Here is a 21138-nt window from a genome sequence, read left to right as displayed (position 1 = left end):
GATCATGGGAACTGCCGGCGCCAGTCACTGCCGTTCCGGTGGAATCTTGCCGATTGTTTTCCGTCATGAGTCAGGACACTCCTCGCTTTTAAGTATGAACAGTGGATATTATTAGCAAAATATGGTCGAGATATTTAATACTTGCATAAACAAGTATTTTGCAGTACGATCTTTTTACATAGGAGTGAGGAGAGGAGGAGTGTTATGGACTTTGATGTGAACGAGTATATAAAAAGGTCTCTTGGGCGGAAGTTGGGGGTTTCATCCCGGCTGTTTGGCAACCGCATGAATCGGCATTTCAAGGAAAATGGCTTAAATGTGACCCCGGAGCAATGGCGGATCTTTGTGAATCTACGCAAGGATGAGGGGAAAACCCAGAATATGATTGCCTGTGCCACCGATAAAGACGAACCCTCCGTTTCCAGGCTCATCGACAATATGATCAAGCGCAATCTGGTGAAGCGTGTGCCCCATCCGACTGACCGCCGTACGAATCTGATCTATTTGACCGAGGAAGGCGCGCAAATGCAGGAAGACCTGATCAACCTCGCGCTGAAAACGGCAGCGGAAGCAACCGAAGGTGTAAATGAGCAGGACTTGGAAACATGCCTGCGTGTCCTTGACAAAATTATAGAAAATTTGAAGTAACTTTTTTGCAAGAATACTTGTTTAGACAATAATTTTTTACAAAAATGAGTGAGAGAGAAAAGAGGGTGGAGCATTTGACACAACAAGCGGCTGTACAAGATACGGGAACAGGCGAGAAGCTGATTCGCGTACTGTTTTTTACGCTGATCTTATCGGTCATGAATGCCTCGATGTTTAACGTCGTGCTGCCGACGATCAGCAAAGAGTTTCAGATTACGTCCTCGCAGGTAAGCTGGATCGTGACCGGTTATATGATCGTCTATGCCATCGGTTCGGTGACGTATGGGAAGCTGGCGGATAAGTACCGGATCAAAGATTTGATTACCTTTGGTCTGATCGTATTTGCACTAGGTTCACTAGTGGGGGTATTTGCCACGCATTATTGGATGGTGATTCTGGGACGGGTCCTGCAGTCCGCGGGAGCCTCGGTGATTCCGGCCACTGCAATGATCATCCCGGTGCGATACTTTCCGCCTGAGAAGCGGGGGCGGGCACTTGGTACTACGGCTAGCGGTTTGGCGTTGGGCACGGCGATCGGGCCCATCGTATCCGGACTGGTGTCGAGCGTGACCAGCTGGCGGGTGCTCTTTTTGATGTCGATCCTGGCTTTGATTACCTTGCCTTTTTATCGCAAATATCTGGACGATGAAAGAGGGACCACGGCCAAGACAGATATATTTGGCGGCTTGCTGCTCGCGGGTATGGTTGCGTCTTTATTGCTCGCCATTACGTATGAGACTTGGCTGCTCTTCCTGCTAGGCATCGCATTTTTTGTCCTGTTGGTGATACGGCTTCGGAAGGCTGACTCTCCTTTTATTCAGCCTGCCTTATTTAAAAACAAGAAATATACGTTTGGCGTAGGAACCGCATTTTTGGCCACTGGGCTTGCTTTTGGCATCCCGTTTCTGACACCGCAGCTGCTGGCGAATGTGAATCATTTGTCTCCAGCGATGATCGGGCTGATCATGTTTCCGGGCGCGATTTCCTCAGCCTTGCTGGGGCGAAAGGGAGGAAGGCTCGCAGACGAAAAAGGGAACCTGTTTCTCTTCTATCTGGCCACAGCATTTCAGTTTATCGCCTACAGCCTATTATCGGTAACTGCCGGTCTGTCCCCATATCTGATCCTGTTTGTCCTGATTTCCGGCAATCTGGGGCAAACGTTCATGCAGATTGCGATGTCGAATACGATCTCCCGTACATTACCAAAGGACCAGGTCGGTGTCGGGATGGGGCTCTTCTCGATGCTGAACTTCATCTCGGGGGCAACCGCTACTACGCTGATCGGCAAAACACTCGATGTGGGTTCGTCCGCACCGTTTAACCCATTGTTGATCAATCAAGGAGCGATTGTTTACAGCAATATCTTTTTAACCTTGGCTGCGCTGGTCATTCTGGTAATCATTTTGTACCGTAGTCAACAAAGACCAGTAAAATAGTTGCAGGGAATTTGCTCTATGTAAAAAAACAACATTTAGGTAGCCCAGTTCGTTCATCGATGCTGGGTTATCTTTTTTTCTGGATAAAAAACATTTTTCTGGAAAACCATCCCTATTTCGGCTGTAATAATAACTGTTGATTGATACATAAAGAAAACAATTGGGGGGTAAAAACTTGGAGACATTTGTAAATTGGCTGAATGGAATCATTTGGAGTCAGGCACTTATCATTCTCTGTTTAGCAACAGGTCTTTTTTATTCGTTTGCAACCCGGTTCCTTCAGCTAAGACACATCAAGGACATGGTGAAGTTAATGTTTGAAGGCAAAAGCTCCGAGGCAGGGGTATCCTCTTTCCAAGCTTTGTCGCTGGCTTTGTCCGGAAGGGTAGGGACAGGAAACATTGCCGGTGTGGCAACGGCCATTGCTTATGGCGGTCCGGGTTCTGTCTTTTGGATGTGGCTGATTGCCTTTTTGGGAGCGGGTTCGGCGTTTGTGGAAGCGGCGCTGGGGCAGGTCTATAAACGCAAGCAAGATGGACAGTTCCGCGGTGGTCCTGCGTTTTACATCGAGAAGGGCCTGGGGCAAAAATGGTATGCGGTCCTGTTTGCGATTGTAACCGTTCTCGCAACCGGCGCGCTATTACCGGGCGTGCAGGCGAACAGCATTGCAGAGGGGATGAAAGGCGCATTCGGCATAAGTCCGGCCATTACGGGGATTGGACTGGTAATCATCCTGGCAGCGATCATCTTTGGCGGAGTGAAGCGGATCGCCAATGTTGCGCAGGTCGTGGTACCGTTTATGGCGCTGGGGTATATTCTGGTGGCTCTTTTGATCGTGATCATCAACATCGCTGATCTGCCAGCGATCCTTGCGCTCATCTTCCGCAGTGCGTTTGGCGCAGACGCTGCTTTTGGCGGGATTATCGGTGCGGCGATTTCCTGGGGGGTTAAACGCGGCATCTATTCCAACGAAGCGGGGCAAGGAACCGCTCCGCACGCAGCTGCGGCAGCAGAAGTATCCCATCCCGCGAAGCAAGGCTTGGTACAGGCCTTTTCGATCTATGTAGATACATTGTTTGTTTGTTCGGCGACTGCTTTCATGATCTTGATGACCGGCATGTACAACGTTCATCCGGAGGGGGCAGCACCGATTGTTACCAATATCGATGCCGACAAGCCGGGACCTGTATACACACAGATGGCAGTGGAATCCGTACTTCCTGGCTTTGGCGCGCCTTTTGTTGCAGTAGCGCTTCTTTTCTTCGCTTTTACGACGATCATGGCGTACTACTACATGGCAGAGACGAATCTGGCGTACCTGAATGGAAAGGTCAAGCGCGTCTGGTCGGAGTATGCGTTGAAAATTGTCATCATGGGCATGGTCTATTACGGCAGCGTGAAGACAGCTGAGCTGGCATGGACACTGGGCGATATCGGCGTCGGCAGCATGGCATGGTTAAATATTATCGCCATCCTGCTGTTAACCAAGCCGGCTTTGCGAGTATTGAAGGACTATGAAGCACAAAAGAAAGCAGGATTGGATCCCGTCTTCGATCCGGTCAAACTCGGCATCAAGGGTGCGGATTTCTGGGAGAAGGAATACGTCCATCCAGATGCGGCGGTAGCGGGGAAAAAGCAGAAGACAGTGTAAGCAGCTCGAGGAAACAAATCATCATACCCCGAGCAGGTATATGCGACCCTGAAGAGACAAATGAAAAAAGCAATATCTAATGTGATTAAAGCGTGATAGTAGAAGACTCCTGTTGATGAATGATGACAGGGGTCTTTTTTGCTATCGGAACCGGACAGCCCCCCTCCCCAGCAAGTGTGGCAAGTATGCAGCCCCGACTTCCCTTCCCCCACTACCAAGTATGCATAATCATTTTTTAGTCATCGCATACAGTTCAGCCAAAAAATTGATTTACAATGAAAAAATTGGAAGTTAGAATTACTTTTATGATTAAATGGCTAGATATGGCTATTGACATGTGATCCAGAAAAAAATCTTGGAATTTCGCTTGACTTATAGGGTAGGGGGGTATAGTATTAAGGCAAGGAGAAAAACGCAACTCACTTTTACATAGAGGAGATTGAACAAGATGAGCACGCAAGCGATGCCGGCAGTGCAACCGGTGCAAGGAATGTCACGAGGACTTATGATTTTTACCTTTTTGCTCGGAATCTTTATGGGGGCGTTGGATCACGGTATCGTCGGTCCGGCCTTGAGTTCCATCTTTTCCGCTTACCAGATCGATGCTTCCTGGGGAGTGTGGAGCTTCACGATCTACACATTGACGTTTGCCGTTAGCATTCCGATTCTCGGGAAGCTGTCTGACCGGATCGGCAGAAAGCAAACCTTCATGTTGGGCATCAGCTTGTTTGCGATCGGTTCCCTGCTCGCCGCTTTTGCCCCGAACTTCGCAGTGTTCCTTCTCGGGAGAGCGATTCAGGCGATAGGGTCTGGGGGTATCTTCCCGATCACGGCAGCACAGATCGCGGCGACGACGCCACCACAAGAGCGCGGCAAGGCGATGGGACTGATTGGCGTGGCTTTTGGGATCGGCACCATTGCAGGGCCGGCAGTCGGCGGGTTGATTCTCTCGGTGCTTGACTGGCAGTGGATCTTCCTGATTAACATCCCGATTTCCGTATTGATCCTGCTCATGGTCGCTGGTCTGAAGCAGCAGCAGCCTGTCGTGAAAAAACCGATCGATTATCCAGGGATTCTCGTTCTAAGCTTAATGATTTTGGCGCTGATGTACGGCATCTCCAGCAGCAATGTGGTCTTTATCGCGATTGGCCTGATCCTGCTTCCTGTTCTGCTTCTCATTGAACGCAAGCAAGCAGATCCAGTGATGAACACGCAATACTTTACGAAAAAAAGCGCGTTGACGTTCTTGCTGGCCTCTCTCATTTCCGGTTTTGTGATGGCGACTTCGATTAACTTCTTGCCTGTGTTTACTGAGTCGGTACTGCATATGGCGAAGGGCAGCTCAGGCTTGCTTGCCACTCCGTTTGCGGTCGCTTCGGTGATTGCGTCTTTGATCGGCGGGAATCTGGTCGATAAAATCGGCGCGAAAAAGGTACTGGTGCTTGGATTTATCATCTCGATTCTCGGCGCTGTATCTCTCGGTTTCGTAGTAGAATCACTTGTCAGCTTTATCGTAACCATCGTAGTGATGGGCTTTGGGGTAGGGATCATTATCGGCGCACCGCTGAACGTACTGATTCTGCAAGTGGTAGATCCGAAAGACACCGGAGCCGCGGTTGGCTATCTCAGCTTGTTCCGTTCCTTGGGTTCGACGCTAGGTGCAACGGTAGCGGGCAAACTAATCGGGCTCGCGGCAGGCTTCACCTATCTGTTCTCGGTAAGTGCGATTGTGGCTCTGATCAGCATCATCATGATCCTTGCTTTTGCAAGTAAAAAACAGATGGCGTAAACCATTTAGATAGAAGGGATGGATAGCATATGGAAAAGCAGACAACGCTTCAAATCAGCGGAATGACCTGTGCGGCCTGTGCACTTCGCATCGAAAAAGGCCTGAAAAAAGTAGAAGGCGTATCCGAAGCATCCGTAAACTTTGCCTTGGAGCAAGCTTCTGTAACGTTTGATGCAGAGAAAGTGGATGCAACCAATCTGGAAGAGAAGATTCGTTCCCTCGGGTACGACACCGTCAAAGAAACGGTCGACTTTCAAATCAGCGGGATGACCTGCGCGGCTTGTGCCAACAAGATTGAAAAAGGCTTGAATAAGCTGCCGGGCGTCACCAAGGCAACCGTGAACTTTGCACTGGAAACCGCCCATGTCGAATACTCACCGGCAAATGTGACGGTTGCAGACATGGTGCAAAAAGTAGAGAAACTGGGCTACCAAGCGATACCAAAGCAGGAGGAAGGCGAGCAAGTCGATCATCGCCAAAAAGAAATCGCCAAGCAAAAACGCAAATTGATCATTTCAGCCATTCTCTCGTTGCCGCTGCTCTGGGCGATGGTCAGCCACTTCTCGTTTACGTCCTTTATTTGGCTGCCGGAGATTTTCATGAATCCGTGGTTCCAGCTGGCCTTGGCAACACCCGTGCAATTTATCATCGGCAAGCAATTTTACGTAGGAGCTTATAAAGCACTTCGCAACAAGAGCGCAAACATGGACGTGTTGGTTGCGCTGGGAACATCGGCTGCCTATTTTTACAGCCTGTATCTCACCGTTCAATCGCTGGAGATGAGCAGTCATCACCAGGTTGAAATGTATTATGAAACCAGCGCGGTATTGATCACGCTGATCCTGCTTGGAAAACTGTTCGAAGCATTGGCCAAAGGCCGTTCCTCGGAAGCGATCAAATCGCTGATGGGGCTGCAGGCAAAAACGGCGCTCGTCATCCGTGACGGGCAAGAATTAAGTATTCCTGTAGAAGCAGTCGTCGTGGGCGATATCCTCATCGTCAAGCCAGGCGAAAAGGTGCCGGTGGATGGCGAAGTCGTGGAAGGAAACTCATCGGTCGATGAATCGATGCTGACAGGCGAAAGCATTCCGATGGAGAAGCGTGTCGGTGATCATGTGATTGGGGCGACCATCAATAAAAATGGTGTATTGAAAGTAAAAGCGACAAAAGTCGGAAAAGAAACAGCGCTCGCGCAAATTATTAAAGTAGTGGAAGAAGCGCAAGGCTCCAAAGCGCCGATTCAACGGATTGCTGATGTGATTTCCGGTATTTTTGTACCGATCGTGGTGGGGATCGCGGTTGTTACTTTCTTCGTCTGGTATTTGGCGGTAGAACCAGGTCAATTCGCCAGTGCGTTGGAAAAAGCGATTGCCGTACTGGTCATTGCGTGCCCTTGTGCCTTGGGGCTGGCTACGCCGACCTCGATCATGGCAGGCTCCGGACGTTCGGCGGAGTTGGGTATTTTGTTCAAGGGCGGCGAACATCTGGAGGCCACTCACCGGATCGACGCGATCATCCTCGATAAGACCGGGACGGTAACAAAAGGGAAGCCAGAACTAACCGATGTGATCGTGGAAGCAAAATTGGACGAATCTCAATTCCTGGCGATGGTTGGAGGAGCGGAGAAAAATTCGGAGCATCCATTGGCTGAAGCGATCGTCAACGGTATCAAAGAAAAAGGGATCGAGCTGCCGGCGACAGAGGAGTTTGAAGCGATTCCCGGATTCGGGATCCGGGCAGTTGTGGACGGCAAAGAGCTTTTGGTTGGCACAAGAAAGCTGATGGCCAAATACGAGGTAGATGCCAACGCGGCGTTCGGAGAGATGAGCTTGCTGGAGGAAGCAGGAAAAACAGCGATGCTCGTGGCCATTGAGCGCAAATATGCAGGTATGGTTGCTGTAGCGGATACGATCAAGGAAACATCGAAAGAAGCGGTGGCTCGTCTCAAGGCATTGGGCATTGAAGTCATCATGATCACCGGAGACAATGAACGTACGGCAAAAGCGATCGCAGCACAAGTGGGCATCGACCATGTGCTGGCGGAGGTGCTGCCGGAAGGAAAAGCAGCTGAAGTGAAAAAGCTGCAGGAAGCAGGCAAAAAAGTAGCGATGGTCGGGGACGGCATCAATGATGCCCCGGCACTGGCGACCGCCGATATCGGGATGGCGATCGGCACCGGTACCGACGTGGCGATGGAGGCGGCGGATGTCACCTTGATGCGCGGAGAGCTGACCAGCATTCCGGATGCCATCTTCATGAGCAAGAAAACGATGGCGAATATTAAGCAAAATCTGTTCTGGGCCTTGGCGTACAACGTCATCGGCATTCCAATCGCAGCTGCCGGGTTCCTGGCTCCTTGGCTGGCAGGGGCAGCGATGGCGTTAAGCTCGGTATCGGTCGTGTTGAACGCATTGCGGCTGCAAAAAGTGAAAACACCGCATTAAGATAGCCTCAAAAAAGCACGGGGGAAGCAGCCCTGTGCTTTTTTGATTTTCATGTTGTTACACATAAATCCATGTATTTACTATTTGCTATGAATGCGTTATCATTTAATTGTGGAACGATGTACCACAATGCGGAACAAAGGTAAAGGAAACCTCATATACTGATGAACGATGGGAGATGAAATGATGGAGATCAGATACTCGACGCATCCTGATCACGCAAAAACGTTTACGACGGAAGAAATTCGCAAGCACTATCTAATCGAAGAGTTATTCGTCCCAGGAGAAATCAAGCTGGTCTATTCCATGGAAGACCGGACCATCATGGGCGGGATCACGCCGGTGGGAGAGACTGTTTCTCTGCCGGGCTATGACGAAATCAAGGCGGATTATTTCCTGCAGCGCAGAGAAGTGGGCATTTTCAACGTAGGCGGCAGTGGCAAGATTACCGTTGATGGCGAGTCGTTTACGATGGAAAACAAGGACTGCCTGTATGTAGGACTCGGCAAAAAAGAGCTCCTTTTCACCAGCGACAATCCAGAAACTCCGGCCAAATTTTATCTGTTCTCCGCTCCTGCTCATAAGGAATACCCCACTCAGCACGTAGCTTTTAAAGAGATCGAAGGCAACCGCTTGGGTTCACTCGAAAGTGCAAATGACAGAGTAATCCGAAGAATGATTCATCAAGACGGCATTCAAAGCTGCCAAGTCGTGATGGGGATGACCCAATTGCAAACAGGCAGCGTATGGAACTCCATGCCGACCCATACGCATGACCGCCGGATGGAAGTGTACCTGTATATTGATCTGGACGAAAACGCGAGAATGTTCCACTTCATGGGCGAGCCGCATGAAACCAGGCACATTGTCATGAAAAATGAACAAGCTGTGATTTCCCCGCCATGGTCCATCCACTGCGGTTGCGCCACCAGCAACTATACGTTTATCTGGGCGATGGCCGGCGAAAACAAAACCTACACGGACATGGATCAGGTGACCATGGATCAATTGAGGTAACCTCTTGCAAAGGAATGAAAGCGCTATGATCAAATGGCGGACGCTGCTGCAGATCCAAGAGACGGGAATAGTCGCTGTGGTGCGGGCTGATTCTCCTGAGGAAGCCGTACTGATTTCGCGAGCGTGTATCAGCGGCGGGATCAAAATTATTGAAGTAACGTTTACGACGCCAGATGCGGATGCGGTGATCAAGCAGCTAGTGGCTGAATACAAGGGCCAAAGCGATGTCGTGATCGGGGCAGGGACCGTATTGGACGAGATCACAGCGAGAATCGCGATATTGGCAGGGGCTGCGTTCGTTGTGAGCCCGGCGTTCGATCAGCAAGTCGCCAAGCTGTGCAATCTCTACACGATTCCGTTTATGCCTGGATGCCTGACCATCGGCGAGATCAAAGAAGCGCTGATGTATGGTGTGGACGTAATCAAGTTGTTCCCGGGAAGCTCGGTCGGTCCCGATTTTGTCAAAGCCGTCAAGGCTCCGCTGCCACAGGTGAACATCATGCCTACGGGCGGGGTAAGTCTGGACAATATCCATGAATGGTTGAATAACGGTTGCATGGCGGTGGGGGTCGGCGGGAATTTGGTGACGGCGGCGAAAAAGGATCAAGACTACAGCAAGATTGTCAGTCTAGCCAGTGAGTATGTGGAAAAAGTCAAGGAAGCCAGAGGAATCCGCTAAAAGGCTTCATTCGCCTTTCAAAGCGGGAGACAGTTGACCGCTCCTATCCACGCAGATGACAGTCACAAAGCAGATATTGGCAAGCACTGCAAGATGGACAGATCCTGCAGCTGCATCGTTGCCAGATCCGTTTGGCATGGCAGGAGCGGAAAAACGTTCAGCGCCAGATCTTATATCTGACCTACTAAATTTTAAAGGAAAAAGTGTCGATTTTCAATGACAGGCCAGGTTTCCACGGGAAAGCAGCAAGGGATGAGAGAGGCCTTTGCCGTCTAGTATCAAAATAGAAAGCGCTTACGCAGCGCGTTGGATAGAGAGAAATATCGATTATTCTTTCCCGAGTTCACGTTCACACAGACCAATTGGAGAGGCAGGGTGTATAGACATGAAGATTATGAAGACGATGGAACGGATTCCAGGTGGACTGATGCTGGTGCCGCTGTTTCTGGGGGCGCTAATTCATACATTGTTTCCTGATGCCGGCAAATATTTCGGTTCCTTTACCAATGGATTGATGACGGGTACTGTGCCGATTTTGGCCGTATGGTTTTTCTGTATGGGAGCTGGCATCAATATCAAAGCGACGGGTACGATTTTGCGAAAATCGGGCACGCTGGTGGTCACCAAGATTGCAGTGGCATGGGGAGTTGCGATCGTGGCGGCTGCCTTCATCCCGGAGGGCGGCATCCAGACAGGCTTCTTCGCCGGATTATCGGTTCTTGCCCTGATCGCGGCGATGGATATGACGAATGGCGGTCTGTATGCCTCGATCATGCAGCAGTACGGCACGAAAGAAGAAGCGGGCGCATTTGTACTGATGTCCCTCGAATCGGGACCGCTGGTAACCATGGTGATCCTGGGCACGACCGGATTGGCCGCTTTTGAACCGCAAGCTTTTGTGGGCGCGGTCTTGCCCTTCCTGATCGGGTTTATTTTAGGCAACCTGGATAAGGATTTCCGTGACTTTTTCAGCAAAGCCACACATACGATGATTCCGTTCTTTGGCTTTGCTTTGGGGAATTCCATCGATCTGACCGTGATCGCGAAAACGGGTCTGCTGGGAATTTTGCTGGGCTTGGCCGTGATCGTCGTGACGGGCATTCCGTTAATGCTGGCTGACAAATACATTGGCGGCGGAAATGGCACTGCAGGACTTGCCGCGTCCAGTACAGCGGGTGCAGCTGTGGCCAATCCGATGATTATCGCGAATATGAAGCCTGAGTTTCTTCCGGCGGCAGAAGCGGCTACGGCGTTGGTAGCGGCATGCGTGATTGTCACTTCTATTTTAGTGCCAATCTTGACCGCTTATTATGCAAAGTACATGCAAAAGAAAGGCAATGGACATTTTGTCCAGGACGATAGAAAAGCGGCTGTGTAAGGAACGAAGAATAGGTTTTCATCACACAAAAGGAGGTTCCTATGAGTAAGATCATTACGGTAGGCGAACCGATGGCTCTTTTTGTGGCGGAACAAGAAGGAGCATTGGAAGATGCGGAGCGCTTTACCCGCTATGTGGCGGGAGCTGAAGTCAATTTTTCCATCGGCATGTCGCGCTTGGGGCATGACGTCCAATACATCACCCAGCTGGGCACGGATCCATTTGGGAAGTATATCGCCAGATTTTTCGAGCAAAATGCGATTGATACCACGTACGTCACCTATGAACCGCGATGTTTGACCGGAATGATGTGGAAGCAGAAAGTCACGAGCGGGGATCCTGTGGTGTTCTCCGCCCGCAAAAATTCCGCAGCTTCGCATATGGGTCTGCACACGATCGCCAATGTGAGTTGGGAAGGAATCGATCATATTCATCTGACCGGAATACCTCCGGCCTTGTCCGTCGGTTGTCGGGAGATGGTGTACGAATTGATGGCGCAGGCGCGGAGAAGAGGCGTGCAGATCTCGTATGATCCCAATTTGCGGCCGGGTTTGTGGCCAGACAAGCACGAGATGGTGCAGGTGATAAACGATTTGGCGCGTCGGGCTGATATCGTTCTCCCGGGCATTGAGGAAGGAAGGCTGCTCACCGGCAAAGAGGATGAACAGGATATTGCCGATTTCTATCATGCTGCCGGGGTCGATACGGTCGTCATCAAGCTAGGGGCAAAGGGAGCGTACACAAGCTCAGGCGAACAGTGTTTTTATACGGAAGGTTTCCGTGTGGAACGGGTCGTCGATACCGTAGGGGCTGGCGATGGCTTTGCTGTCGGAGTGGTAAGCGGGCTGTTGGAAGGATTGACTCTGCAGGAGGCAGTCAAGCGTGGGACAGCCATTGGGGCGCTCGCGGTAATGGCCCCGGGGGACAATGACGGCCTGCCCAAGCGGGAGGGATTGGAAGCGTTCATGGCGAGCAAAACAGCATAATAAGCGGCTTTTCAGTGCCCATATAGAAAAGGGGGATAACCTGCTGCAGGTTGTCTCCTTTTTCATGTTTATGGAAACTTAACAAAAGATAAAAATACTGTTATATAAATTTTAATGAACCTGTTTTATAATAAAAATCCCTTGATTATATGGGTATATTTACAGTTTTCGATATCTGTATTATATTTATTTGTAAATCTGTTCATAAAATGGCAAGGAGGGTATTGAGATGAATTCATCATTGACCTACTCCCCAACTTTAGACATACACCAAAACTATCGCAATGCGTATGAAGCAAGCCTCGCTCAGTGGCGGGTCCCTTATGAGTCCCGTTACATCCCTACAAGCTTTGGACAGACGCATGTACTGATAAGCGGTCCCGAGCAAGCGGAGCCTATACTGCTCATCCACGGCGCCATGTACAGTTCAGCGATGTGGTTTCCCAATATTGCGGCATTTTCCAGTCAATATCGGATCTACGCGATTGATATCATTGATGATAAAAATTTCAGCATGCTGGAGAAGCTGCCGCAAAATCGGGAAGAGTATGCGGTTTGGCTGCAAGAGGTGCTCGATGGGCTGGGGCTGAAGCAGGCAAAAATGGTCGGTCTTTCCTACGGGGGGCAGCTGATCGTCAACCTGGCGATCTATGCGCCCGCGTATGTGGAAAAGGCTGTGATCATGAGTCCTGCAGAGACGTTTGTCTCTTTTCGTCAATCCTTTTATAAATACGCCTTTGGCCTTGCTACCGATCCGAATGGTCCTGACTATTTCCAGCGCTGGTTGTTTGGGGACAGGTATGAAGTGCCGGCGTCTTTTGATCAACTGTTTCGGGCGGGCATTAAGCGGCAGGATGCTTTGGCTTCAATAAAAGAAAGAACGCGGGTCTGGCCATACGTATGCACGGATGAAGAATTGCAGCAGATTAAGCAGCCGCTTCTTGTGCTGTTTGGCGAGTATGAGGTCATGTATGATCCCGAGGAAGCAAAGATGCGTGCTCTTCGCCATTTGCCACACGCTGAGGTGGAGATTGTGGAGAAGGCGGGACATGTCTTGTCCATGGAGCAGCCGGCATATGTGAATGAACGTGTGTTGCACTTTTTCAAAACAAGATGATACAAAAAGAGGCTTCTGGCGATACATTCGCACAGGAGCCTCTTTTTATTGATCGCGGAGAGGTTAAAACTTTTTCGCAAGCTCCTTTGCTCGTCCAATCGCTTCTTCCTTGATGGCTTCGGCACGATCAGGGAACTGGTTATGTCCTTCGACAAACAGCCCTTCAAAGGAAGGCACCCCAAAAAACTGCATGATGATGCCTAGGTAGCGGTGCCCCATTTCCATTGCTGCCGCAGGGCCTTCGGAATAAATGCCGCCGCGGGCTTGGATGTGCAGCGCCTTTTTATTGGTCAACAGTCCGACCGGGCCTTCCGCGGTATATTTGAATGTTTTGCCGGCTGTACAGATCGAATCGATGTAGGCTTTCATCACCGGTGGGAAGGAGAAGTTCCACATCGGTGTGACAAAGACGTACTTGTCTGCCGCCACGAATTGATCGGTCAAGCCGGAGAGAATGCCCACTTTTTCCTTTTCTTTTTCGGACAGCTGATCAAAGGTACTGCCGGAACGGAGCTTGCCCCAGCCGCTGAACACATCGGCGTCAATATGCGGGATGTTCTCTTTGTACAGGTCGAGGGTAATCACTTCATCGCCGGGATTGGCCTCTCGATAAGCATCAATGAAGGCTTTCCCGACAGCCATGCTGTACGATTGGGTGTGGTCATGCGGATGTGCAGTAATATACAGAACAGTTGCCATCGAAATCGCCGCCTGCCTTTGTAATGGGATTGGTGTTTCCACTACATAGGGTGGGTTCTTTCAAATGATTTATCCGCGGAAAAAGGCGGGATCTATATCGCTGCTTGATCCGTAAAAGCCTGTAAACAGAATGAACAAAATGATGTCAATTCGCTTAGTCTCCTTTATTTCCGTTTTATTTTCTTCGATTTTCAACGTTGTTATAATGAAAACACTTTTGAAAGCGCATTCTTTCTGGAACTGGGGGAGACACAATGTTATCTGTACTCGGTTTTATCATGGTTGCCGTCTTTATGTTTTTGATTATGACGAAGCGTCTTTCTGCGCTGATTGCTTTAATTTTGGTGCCGGTTGTTTTTGCGTTGATTGGCGGATTTGGAGCTGATTTGGGCAAAATGATGCTGGAAGGCGTGAAAAATATTGCGCCGACGGGAATCATGCTGCTGTTTGCGATCCTGTACTTCGGCATCATGATTGATGCAGGCTTGTTTGATCCGGTGGTCTCCAAGATTTTGAAAGCGGTTAAAGGAGACCCGTTGAAAATCGTCATCGGGACAGCGATCCTTGTACTGGCGGTATCGCTGGACGGAGATGGAACGACTACGTACATGATTACGATTTCTGCCATGCTTCCTCTCTATGTACGCTTGGGGATGAGTCCGTTAGTGCTGACCTGTATCGCAATGATGGGGAGCGGAGCGATGAACATCATTCCTTGGGGTGGGCCAACTGCCCGCGCCATGACCGCCCTTCATCTGGATGTTTCCCACCTGTTCACCCCGTTGATCCCGGCTATCATTGGCGCGGCTGCGTGGGTTATCACGGTCGCTTACATTTTAGGCAAAAGAGAGCGAGCCAGAGTCGGCATTCTCCAGCTTGATTCCGAAGTGGTCGCGCAGATCGCGGCAGGGACGGAAACAGGCGCAGCCGATTCAAAACGTCCGAGATTATTGTGGGCGAATCTGCTGTTAACGATTGTATTGATGGTTGGTCTGGTGATGAGTTGGCTGCCGCTTCCGATCCTCTTTATGTTAGCGTTTGCAGTTGCTTTGATGCTGAACTACCCGAATCTGGCGGAGCAAAAAGAACGTGTTGCCGCTCATGCGGGAAATGCTCTGGCTGTCGTATCCATGGTGTTTGCCGCAGGTATTTTTACGGGTATCCTCTCAGGTACGGAAATGGTTGATGCGATGGCACACTCGCTGGTCGCGCTGATTCCGGAATCGTGGGGCCCGCATTTGCCGGTCATTACCGCCATTACGAGCATGCCGTTTACCTTCTTCATGTCCAATGACGCTTACTATTTTGGCATTTTGCCGATTATCGCGGAAACGGCCGCGGCCTACGGGATTGATCCTGTTGAGATTGGGCGCGCATCTTTGTTGGGGCAGACCGTCCATTTGTTAAGCCCGCTGGTTCCGTCCACGTATTTGCTCACCGGGATGGCTGGTGTCGATTTTGGTGAACATCAACGCTTTACGCTGAAATGGGCGGTTGGCAGCACGATTGTGATGACTGCGATTGCCATTGTAACGGGTGTCATCTCCCTCTAATATGGAATACAGGATTTCGAACGGGATAGGGGCCTTTCATTAGGCCTCTATTTTCTCAATTTATTGAAAAGGAGTGGGGCCATTGCGTTTCCAAACCAAGCTGATGCTGCTGATCGCTTCGCTGCTGCTGCTGGTCATGCTGATCTTTGGCCTATCCTTTGAACATATGCTGGCGGCTTCTTTGCGGCAGGACATCGGTTTGCGGGCTTTGAATGTGGCGAAGACAGTAGCGGCCATGCCGGAAATCGTGGATGCTTTTTCGGCAAAAGAGCCTTGGAAAATCATCGATCCGATTGCGGAGAAAGTCCGGCTGGAAACACAGGCGGAATTTGTGGTGGTGGGCAATCGCGAGCGAATCCGTTTTTCCCATCCCATCCCCGAACGAATCGGCGAGTACATGCAGGGGGGAGATGATCAGGCGGTCTTGGAAGGACACGCAATCATCTCCGAAGCGGTGGGTTCATTAGGCCCGTCCTTGCGTGGGAAGGCCCCGGTCTTCGATAAGCAGGGGCAGGTGATCGGAGTGGTCTCGGTCGGCTTTTTGATCGAGGACATCCAGCAGACGATCCAGTCTTACCGCAATCGCATTCTGCTCATCGCTCTTGCTACGCTGCTCCTGGGGATCGGAGGAACGGTCATGATCGCCCGAAACGGGAAGAAAGCCATCCTTGGTCTGGAGCCATCCGAGATTGGCCGATTGTATCGGGAAAAGAGAGCGATTCTCGAGTCCATCCGGGAAGGCATCCTTGCCATCAATGAAAAAGGCGTCATTACCATGGCGAACCAGACGGCGCTGCAAATGCTGGGGCTTTCCAATCGAAAAGATATAACCGGCAAAGAAGTCGATGAACTTCTTGGCAACTCTCGTCTGCTGGAAGTGTTGAAAACAACAAAGGCCGAATATGACCAGGACCTGCTGATCGGCGGAAAAGTGCTGGTCGCCAATCGGGTGCCGGTGACGGATGAGGACCATCGGCTGCTGGGGGCGGTTGCCAGCTTGCGGGACAAAACAGAGCTGCTGAGAGTGACGGAGGAGCTTTCCCAGGTCAAAGAATATGCAGATGCCTTGCGCGCGCAGACGCATGAGTATTCGAACAAGCTGCATCTGATTTCGGGCTTGATTCAGCTGGAATCCTATGAAGAAGCGATCCGATTCATCACACACGAATCCGATGGACATATTAACCATACCCGTTTGATCATGAAGGAAATCCCCGATACGCTGCTCGGGGGACTCTTGTTGGGCAAGCTCAATCGCGCCAACGAGCTGAAAGTTGAGCTGCAGATTGATCCACAGAGCAGCTTCCGGGATGTGCCCGCATCGATTGATCGTTACCATCTGATCACCATCATCGGGAACATGATTGACAATGCGATGGAAGCTGTGCTGTCGCCGGAGGCATCCGCCAAGCGCGTACATGTGTTTTTGACCGATATCGGGGAAGATCTGCTGATCGAGGTGGAGGATTTTGGACCGGGCATTCCCGAGGAGCATGCCGAACGCATTTTTGAAATCGGCTTCTCTACCAAAGCGCAAAAAAATCGCGGCTACGGTCTGTATCTGGTTCGTCAAGCGTTGGAGCAATTACACGGTTATGTGACCTATACACGCAATTCATTTGGTGGTACGATTTTTACCATTGCTATACCTAAGAACGCTTCAGCACGAAGGAGGGAAGCGGAGCATGAAGCTCACAGAGCAGGAGCAGACGTTCCACGTCCTGATCATTGAAGATGATTTGCGGATCGCCGAGGTGAATCGGCTGTTTGTAGAAAAAGTGAAGGGTTTCCATGTCGTCGGCATCGCGGCGAATGAGCTGGAAGCCAAGGAACAGCTGGATATCCTCCAGCCAGACTTGATTCTCCTCGATATTTATTTTCCTGATATGAACGGACTGTCGATATTGTCCTATGTGAAGGAACGCCACTATGACACGGACGTCATCATGATGACGGCTGCCAAGGAAGTGGATACGGTGGTGGAAGCCATCCGTTTGGGCGTATTCGATTTTTTAACCAAGCCATTGATTTTCGAGAGGCTTCAGCAGACGCTGCATCAATATCGTGAGTTCAGAAGCAAGCTGCGGTCGTTCAAGGAAGAGAACGAACACATCAGTCAGGACGAGATCGATATGCTGATGAAAGCAGGGGGCCTGAAGGGGCAAAAAGAGCTGCCCTACGTGAAGGGCATCGATAAAATCACGCTGGAAAAGGTATCCGCCTTGCTGAAGCAAACGGGGGAGCTGACGACCGAGCTGGTCAGCCAAGAGATCGGGACAAGCCGATCCACGTCGCGCCGATATTTGGAGTATCTAGTCCTTAAAGGAGAGGCCAGGGCCGATCTTGTTTATGGCGTCGTGGGACGTCCAGAACGGGTTTATCGGAGGGTGTAAGCATGAATCAGCTAGAGAAATGGCGATCCGATTTTCGTAATTTCCCCAAGGGAATCCGCTTGTTCCTCACTTTTTTGATTGCATCAGCAGGAGGAGCGGTCTTTTCGTGGATGCATACCCCCCTGCCGTGGCTGCTCGGGCCTTTGCTGGCGATGGTGGCCTGTATCCTGCTTGGGTTTGACAAGCTGTGGATCCCCGGTTATTTCCGCAAGGCGGGTCTGATCGTAGTGGGGATTGTGCTCGGATTGCGGATTACACCGGAAATATGGCAGATGATGACGCAGCATATCGGGGAGATGCTGGTGGCGACGATTTTCACGCTGCTGTTCGGCATGCTCAATGCGTGGATTGTCCATCGGGTGTATCGGGTCGATTTGACGACCTCGATTTTTAGCAACATTCCCGGCGGACTGTCGGAGATGGTGACGCTCGGCCAAAGCCAGGGAGGGAATCTCCAGATTATTTCCATGTTTCACTCCATTCGCATTGTCGTGATTGTGATGCTGACCCCTTTTCTGGTCACCTTTTTGTCGCATAAGGCGGCTCTCCCTGCTGTAAGCGGCGGGAATCAGGTGCTTGGATGGTGGACAACGGTTGGCTTGCTCGCGGTGTCTGCCATAGGTGCCTTTTTGGCGACAAAGCTTCGGGTGCCGGCGGCGTTTTTGCTGGGGCCGTTGTTTGTGGCAGCTCTCTTTTCTGTAAGTCCTGCTTTCTCGGACGGGATGCACGGCATGGCCAGCTGGCTGGTCAATGCAGCGCAGATCGCGATCGGCATCAGTATCGGGGTAGAATTCAAAAGGGATGAGGTCCTGCAATACCGAAAGCTGTTTGTGGCAGGCTTCTTTCACGCGCTGCTCTTATCCGGTCTGAGCATCACGTTAGGTATCGCGCTCGCTTATTCCTCAGGCATTCATCTGTTCACGAGCATGCTGGCCACCGCACCTGGCGGCATTGCCGAGATGAGTTTGACGGCATTGGCCATCGGATCGGATCCGTTGATGGTCACAGCGTTTCAACTGTTCCGGGTGCTGTTTATCGTGACGGTTTTCACCGCCTGTATTCGCTGGTATTTACGCCGAGTAAATAGGAGGAAGACAGATAACGGGGATACAGCCGCCTGATAACCATCTGCTGAAAAGTCGGGAGTGTGATGACGGTTGACGTTATCGTTAGGAAAAAGATTGCGGGAATTTCGGGATGCGAAAGGCTACACGCTGCTGGAGCTATCCGAGCGATCGGGGGTGAGCCGTTCCATGCTTTCGCAAATGGAGCGGGATGAGAAAAACCCGACCATCCAAGTTCTCTGGCAAATTGCGGCGGCTTTGGAAACGAAGGTCAGCCATCTCATTGGCGAGACAGAGGAAAAGGAAGCGATCGTGATCAGGAAGGAGCAGGCCCAGCAAGTTTTCGACCAAGCGACCGGCTGTCAGCGGACGCTGCTCTCGCCTGCCTTTCCCTCTAAAGGCATTGAGTTTTTGCGGTGCATCCTCCCGCCTGGAAAAAGCACGGGTACGCTCCCCGCTCACGAATAGGGAGGAAAGGAATATCTGCATCTGGTGGAAGGATCACTGCTAATTATTTTGGCTGAGCAAAAAAGCTATCGGCTGGAGGCAGGGGATTCCTTTGCCTTCGAGCTGGATCAGCTTCACCGCATGGAAAACGTGGGAGACGGAGACTGCGTTTATTTTGTGGTGATCGATGCGAATTCATAAAAATAAATTGTTTCGTTGAAAGCCTGATCAGGGGAAACGCCACTGATTCAGGCTTTTTTATTTTCCCACCACATTTCCAAAAGTTTTCCACACTTCTCAAAGGGAAAACAAAAATTCCAAAAGTACACTAAAGCTGTGACTAGGACAAACAAACTCAATCTGAAAGGATGATCCATATGTTTAGTACGAAAAAAGTAAAAATGCTCGTAGGCGCCATGGCGCTGGCTTTAAGCGTAGGAGGCTTGGGAGCAGCTTATGCGGCAGCGGAAGATCAAAGCGCCGCGGCAACCACTGTTCAGCAAAAAGCAGATCAAGGAAAACACCTGGGCCGAGGCAGCATGTTTGCCAACAATGAAGAACTTCTCTCCTTGTTGAATCTCTCTGCAGAAGAGCTGCAGGCCCAATTGAAAGAAGGCAAAACGCTGGCGCAAATCATCGAGGCACAGGGAGCTTCGGAAGACGAAGTGGTTGATCTGCTGGTGAAGCAGCAGCAAGAGCGTCTGGCCCAAAAAGTGAAAGCTGGCAAGCTGACACAGGAGCAAGCCGATAAGCAAGAAGAAAACCTCGAAGAGATGGCTAAGAAAATGCTCGAAGGCACCGGCTTCGGCCCAGGCGGAAAGGGCTTTGTGGGTGGCGGTCACTTTGCGAACAACGAAGACCTGCTGAAGCTGCTGAAGCTCACGGCTGAAGAGCTGCAAGAACAGCAAAAGGCAGGCAAATCGCTGAAAGAGATCGCGGAAGCTCAGGGAGTAGATGTGGATGACGTGATCGACCTGTTGACCAAGAAGCATGAAGAACGGTTGGCCGAGATGGTAAGCGCAGGCAAGCTGACCCAAGAGCAAGCGGACGCACAACGTGAAAAGCTGGATCAAATGATCGCCAGCTTGGTGGAAAATCCGTTTCAAGGAAGAGGCGGCATGGGCTTCGGCTTCAAGCTGAATGATAACGAAGACTTGCTGAAGCTGTTGAATCTCGACGCCGACAAGCTGAAGGAAGAGCTGCAAACCGGCAAATCTCTGGCGACCATCGCAGAAGCGCAGGGTGTTGAGGAAGACAAACTGATCGACTTGCTGACGAAGCAGCAGGAGGAAAAGCTGGCTGAAGCAGTCAAGGCAGGCAAGCTGACCCAAGAGCAAGCCGATAAAATGAGCGAAAATGCTGCTGAGAAAATCAAGAGCTTAATTGAAAATACGCACCAAGGAAAAGGATTTGGCGGCGGCTTTCATCTGAAAGAGAATGAAGACCTGCTGAAGCTGCTCAATCTGACCGCAGAACAACTGCGGGAAGCCATGAAAGCGGGCCAATCCCTCGCTGAGTTAGCGCAAGCCCAAGGCGTAGATGTGGATGACGTGATCGATTTGTTGACAACCCAGCGTGAGGAGCAATTGGCACAAGCAGTGAAGGATGGCAAGCTGACGCAAGAGCAAGCCGATCAAAAGAAAGCAAACCTGGAAGAATCGATCAAAAAAATGGTAGAAAGCAAGCATGAAAAAACGGAAGAAAAAACCGTAGCAGAGTAAAAGCAACGACGAAAGCAGGTGGCCTGTTCACCTGCTTTCTTTCACGGTACCCACTCTCAAATTTGTTTCAAAGAAAAAAATGGTTTAATGGATTCATAGTGTGTCTTTTGGACTAA

18 protein-coding genes are annotated in these 21138 nt (G+C 50.6%); 17 read left to right on the top strand and 1 reads right to left on the bottom strand.

Translation table 11 applies throughout. The features are described from left to right. Nucleotides 1–204: 204 nt before the first annotated feature. The 10 genes from EIZ37_RS20140 to EIZ37_RS20095 all read left to right on the top strand — a co-directional run bounded on the left by EIZ37_RS20140 (nucleotide 205) and on the right by EIZ37_RS20095 (nucleotide 13145). Entirely contained in the window at nucleotides 205–648 is a 444-nt protein-coding gene (locus tag EIZ37_RS20140; RefSeq protein ID WP_134686561.1) for a MarR family winged helix-turn-helix transcriptional regulator, read from the top strand. 44 nt (nucleotides 649–692) lie between these two features. Next, the gene (locus EIZ37_RS20135) at nucleotides 693–2084 is read left to right on the top strand and encodes an MFS transporter (protein WP_134686560.1); all 1392 of its coding nucleotides are present in this window, start codon (nucleotides 693–695) and stop codon (nucleotides 2082–2084) included. Nucleotides 2085–2259: 175 nt separating this feature from the next. Beyond that, a complete protein-coding gene (locus EIZ37_RS20130; protein WP_134686559.1) occupies nucleotides 2260–3735 on the top strand; it encodes an alanine/glycine:cation symporter family protein in 1476 nt (491 codons plus the stop codon). A gap of 448 nt (nucleotides 3736–4183) precedes the next feature. Further along, on the top strand, nucleotides 4184–5524 hold the full coding sequence (locus tag EIZ37_RS20125; protein ID WP_134686558.1) for an MFS transporter: 1341 nt from the start codon (nucleotides 4184–4186) through the stop codon (nucleotides 5522–5524). Nucleotides 5525–5553: 29 nt separating this feature from the next. After that, complete coding sequence (locus EIZ37_RS20120) at nucleotides 5554–7968, top strand: heavy metal translocating P-type ATPase (protein WP_134686557.1); 2415 nt, start codon at nucleotides 5554–5556, stop codon at nucleotides 7966–7968. A gap of 186 nt (nucleotides 7969–8154) precedes the next feature. Continuing rightward, on the top strand, nucleotides 8155–8985 hold the full coding sequence (gene kduI, locus EIZ37_RS20115) for a 5-dehydro-4-deoxy-D-glucuronate isomerase (RefSeq protein ID WP_134686582.1): 831 nt from the start codon (nucleotides 8155–8157) through the stop codon (nucleotides 8983–8985). A gap of 25 nt (nucleotides 8986–9010) precedes the next feature. Beyond that, nucleotides 9011–9664 carry a bifunctional 2-keto-4-hydroxyglutarate aldolase/2-keto-3-deoxy-6-phosphogluconate aldolase gene (locus EIZ37_RS20110; RefSeq protein ID WP_134686556.1) on the top strand — a complete coding sequence of 218 codons (654 nt, stop codon included), beginning with the start codon at nucleotides 9011–9013 and terminating at the stop codon, nucleotides 9662–9664. A gap of 385 nt (nucleotides 9665–10049) precedes the next feature. Continuing rightward, nucleotides 10050–11042: a 2-keto-3-deoxygluconate transporter gene (gene kdgT, locus EIZ37_RS20105; RefSeq protein ID WP_134686555.1), complete on the top strand. Its 993-nt coding sequence runs from the start codon at nucleotides 10050–10052 to the stop codon at nucleotides 11040–11042. A 41-nt stretch (nucleotides 11043–11083) separates the two neighbouring features. Next, entirely contained in the window at nucleotides 11084–12028 is a 945-nt protein-coding gene (locus tag EIZ37_RS20100; protein ID WP_134686554.1) for a sugar kinase, read from the top strand. Nucleotides 12029–12257: 229 nt separating this feature from the next. Then, complete coding sequence (locus tag EIZ37_RS20095; RefSeq protein ID WP_134686553.1) at nucleotides 12258–13145, top strand: alpha/beta fold hydrolase; 888 nt, start codon at nucleotides 12258–12260, stop codon at nucleotides 13143–13145. A 63-nt stretch (nucleotides 13146–13208) separates the two neighbouring features. On the opposite strand, the gene EIZ37_RS20090 is transcribed toward EIZ37_RS20095, so the two are convergent. Further along, a complete protein-coding gene (locus tag EIZ37_RS20090; protein ID WP_134686552.1) occupies nucleotides 13209–13844 on the bottom strand; it encodes an FMN-dependent NADH-azoreductase in 636 nt (211 codons plus the stop codon). A 254-nt stretch (nucleotides 13845–14098) separates the two neighbouring features. Between EIZ37_RS20090 and EIZ37_RS20085 the strand changes: the two genes are divergently transcribed. The 7 genes from EIZ37_RS20085 to EIZ37_RS20055 all read left to right on the top strand — a co-directional run bounded on the left by EIZ37_RS20085 (nucleotide 14099) and on the right by EIZ37_RS20055 (nucleotide 21022). Beyond that, nucleotides 14099–15397: a CitMHS family transporter gene (locus EIZ37_RS20085; RefSeq protein ID WP_134686551.1), complete on the top strand. Its 1299-nt coding sequence runs from the start codon at nucleotides 14099–14101 to the stop codon at nucleotides 15395–15397. An 82-nt stretch (nucleotides 15398–15479) separates the two neighbouring features. After that, the gene (locus tag EIZ37_RS20080; RefSeq protein ID WP_205683861.1) at nucleotides 15480–17129 is read left to right on the top strand and encodes an ATP-binding protein; all 1650 of its coding nucleotides are present in this window, start codon (nucleotides 15480–15482) and stop codon (nucleotides 17127–17129) included. Continuing rightward, nucleotides 17083–17790 (top strand): response regulator, encoded by a 708-nt coding sequence (locus tag EIZ37_RS20075; protein ID WP_134686550.1) that lies wholly within the window; start codon nucleotides 17083–17085, stop codon nucleotides 17788–17790. Before EIZ37_RS20080 ends, EIZ37_RS20075 begins: the two co-directional genes overlap by 47 nt. Nucleotides 17791–17792: 2 nt before the next feature. Further along, complete coding sequence (locus tag EIZ37_RS20070; RefSeq protein ID WP_134686549.1) at nucleotides 17793–18911, top strand: AbrB family transcriptional regulator; 1119 nt, start codon at nucleotides 17793–17795, stop codon at nucleotides 18909–18911. 36 nt (nucleotides 18912–18947) lie between these two features. Continuing rightward, nucleotides 18948–19322, top strand: a complete 375-nt coding sequence (locus EIZ37_RS20065) for a helix-turn-helix transcriptional regulator (RefSeq protein WP_134686548.1) — start codon at nucleotides 18948–18950, stop codon at nucleotides 19320–19322. Between the two features lie 15 nt (nucleotides 19323–19337). After that, nucleotides 19338–19502 (top strand): cupin domain-containing protein, encoded by a 165-nt coding sequence (locus EIZ37_RS20060; protein WP_134686547.1) that lies wholly within the window; start codon nucleotides 19338–19340, stop codon nucleotides 19500–19502. 176 nt (nucleotides 19503–19678) lie between these two features. Continuing rightward, entirely contained in the window at nucleotides 19679–21022 is a 1344-nt protein-coding gene (locus tag EIZ37_RS20055) for a coiled-coil domain-containing protein (protein ID WP_205683860.1), read from the top strand. The last annotated feature ends 116 nt before the right edge of the window (nucleotides 21023–21138 follow it).

This window comes from Brevibacillus migulae (assembly GCF_004521915.1).
Classification (GTDB): domain Bacteria; phylum Bacillota; class Bacilli; order Brevibacillales; family Brevibacillaceae; genus Brevibacillus_F; species Brevibacillus_F migulae.
The sequence above is the reverse complement of the archived record's forward strand: the minus strand, read 5'-3'. Positions and strand labels throughout refer to the sequence as shown.